The sequence below is a fragment of the Halobacillus sp. BBL2006 genome (assembly GCF_000786645.1).
GTDB lineage: Bacteria > Bacillota > Bacilli > Bacillales > Halobacillaceae > Halobacillus.
Window position 1 is genome coordinate 1 of the sequence record NZ_JRNX01000952.1, and the last position, 1,273, is coordinate 1,273.

2 protein-coding genes and 1 pseudogene are annotated in these 1,273 nt (G+C 39.9%); 2 read left to right on the top strand and 1 reads right to left on the bottom strand.

Features of this window, described 5'->3' with window-relative positions:
- Together LD39_RS21335 and frr are read left to right on the top strand one after the other, a co-directional pair.
- Positions 1 to 327, top strand: a pseudogene (locus LD39_RS21335) (uridine monophosphate kinase); the annotation flags it as partial.
- A 2-nt stretch (positions 328 to 329) separates the two neighbouring features.
- Positions 330 to 887: a ribosome recycling factor gene (gene frr / locus LD39_RS21340; protein WP_035553781.1), complete on the top strand. Its 558-nt coding sequence runs from the start codon at positions 330 to 332 to the stop codon at positions 885 to 887.
- Between the two features lie 199 nt (positions 888 to 1,086).
- On the opposite strand, the gene LD39_RS23730 is transcribed toward frr, so the two are convergent.
- Positions 1,087 to 1,273 (bottom strand): hypothetical protein (locus LD39_RS23730; protein WP_231572631.1); only part of this gene is annotated, 187 nt, incomplete at its 5' end.

A 1,273-nucleotide genomic window follows, 5' to 3' on the forward strand; every position in this document is an offset into this window, starting at 1 on the left:
GCAGGTACGGGTAATCCGTATTTCTCTACAGATACAACTGCTGCCCTAAGAGCTGCTGAAATTGAAGCCGATGTGATTCTTATGGCAAAAAATAATGTGGATGGCGTTTATACTGATGATCCTAAGATCAATGAAGACGCGAAAAAATATGATCAACTATCTTACATGGAAGTTCTAAATGAAGGATTAGGAGTCATGGATTCAACTGCATCTTCATTATGTATGGACAACGACATTGATTTATTGGTATTCTCTATTACAGAAGAAGGTAACATCAAAAAGGCCGTAATGGGCGAAAATATTGGAACCATTGTAAGGGGGAAATAATCATGTCAGATGCCGTGATTAATGAAACAAAACAACAAATGGAACAAGCTGTACAAGCTTTTTCTCGTCAGCTCGCAACCGTTAGAGCTGGTCGTGCCAATCCATCCATTCTTGATAATGTTTATGTTGATTATTATGGTGCTGCGACACCGCTGAATCAACTGGCACAAGTAGGTGCACCAGAGCCACGTCTACTCGTAATTACACCTTATGATAAATCTGCTATTGCTGAAATTGAAAAAGCAATTCAAAAAGCTGATTTAGGACTTTCTCCATCCAGTGATGGAAATGTTGTCCGCATCAATATCCCAGCACTTACAGAGGAACGTCGTAAAGACCTTTCTAAAGTGGTAGGACGCTATGCTGAGGAAGCAAAAGTACAAGTCCGTAACATTCGTCGTGATTCGAATGATCGCTTGAAGAAGCTTGAAAAAGACGGAGAAATGACGGAAGATGATTTGAAATCTTACCTTGATGACGTCCAAAAAGCTACAGACGAGCATGTAGATAAGATCGACAAGCTGGCTAAAGCTAAAGAAGAAGAAATAATGGAAGTGTAATACGATTAAATGAACAATATGCCTTAAGGTGTATAGAGCCGCGCTGTAGATGTTTGGCAGCGCGGCTTTTTATTTGGGAGGCGTAATGCTTCTATTATACTTGTCGTATCTTCCTGGGCATTTACGCTTTTCATAAGTCTAGCTTCAATGCCCAGATACTCGAGACATAAGTCAATCACTTACGTGAAGGAAGAGCACTTCACTGCAGTGGTTGTCTTATGCTTGTCGTATCTCCCCGGGCATTTGCGCTTTTCATAATCTTAATTACCTCTTTATGTAGTTGGCGGCATGTTGTAGGATTATAGTATATAATAGAAAGATGGAAGAAACGGACTGGAGGATTGAGCATGCCAATCAAGTTTCCATTTACAAAAAATAAAAAACAG